At 69.9% G+C, this 880-nt stretch carries 1 protein-coding gene; it reads left to right on the top strand.

Annotation, left to right across the window (positions count from 1 at the left end; all coding sequences use genetic code 11):
• Positions 1-580 precede the first annotated feature (580 nt).
• The coding region (locus tag LADH09A_RS03255) for a C39 family peptidase (RefSeq protein WP_238643239.1) at positions 581-880 on the top strand (300 nt) is incomplete at its 3' end.

Below are 880 nucleotides of genomic sequence, written 5' to 3'. Positions count from 1 at the left end.
GGGGTCGGTGTCCGGTTTGGGGTGGGGTGTCTGGTGGTCGGGGCGACCCTGGGGCGGAATCGTGGGCCGGGCGGGGTCGTTATACCTGGCATGGCACCGTGACTTCGGGTCGTGGGGCCGCGGTAGCCGCCGGGAACACCGGTCAAGCCGCCGCGGTTACATCCCCCAGAGCACGCACTCGCCATCGAGCGGAATGCGTCGCCAGCCCGGCCGGTTACACACGATGGCCACAGCCGGAGCCAGGCGGATCGACTTGCCGACTGCGCCGGTTTATACCCCGGGCCACGGCCGCAGCCAGGTGGAATGAGTCGCCGGGTGCGCCGGTTGATATCCCGAGTCACCGCCGCAGCCAGGTGGAATGCGTCGTCGGCCCGGCTGGTTACACACCCCGCACCCCCCGAGCACCACAAGCCGGGGCCCGGGTGGAATGACCCGCCGTCCCGCACGGTTACACCCTTTCCCGACGCCGGCCCCCGTGGCCGCCGGGCGAGAACGTCGAAGACTTTCCCCCCTTACACGTGCGGCACGCCCACCCCCCGGGCGTGCCGTGCACACCCCCGATGCAGAGGAGCACGCCATCATGCGTACCGATCTGATCCGTAAGAGCGCACTCACCGCCGCTGGGATCGCGTTCACCGGTGGTGCCATCGTCGGACCCGTGACCGCCGCGTTCGCGGCGCCGAGCACCGCCAAGCCCACCACCCAGACCCAGACCGACCGCAAGCCCTCGGGTGAGCGGGAGCTGGGTGTGCGCTACGAGGCGCAGCCGAACTTCTACTACTGCGGGCCCGCCGCGACCCGTAACGCCCTGAGCGTGCAGGGCAAGAACATCAACGTTGATGACATGGCCAAGGAGATGGGCACCACCGAGGCCGGCACC

This window comes from Micromonospora cabrerizensis, from assembly GCF_022230955.1.
GTDB classification, from domain to species: Bacteria; Actinomycetota; Actinomycetes; order Mycobacteriales; family Micromonosporaceae; genus Micromonospora; species Micromonospora cabrerizensis.
The sequence above is the reverse complement of the archived record's forward strand: the minus strand, read 5'-3'. Positions and strand labels throughout refer to the sequence as shown.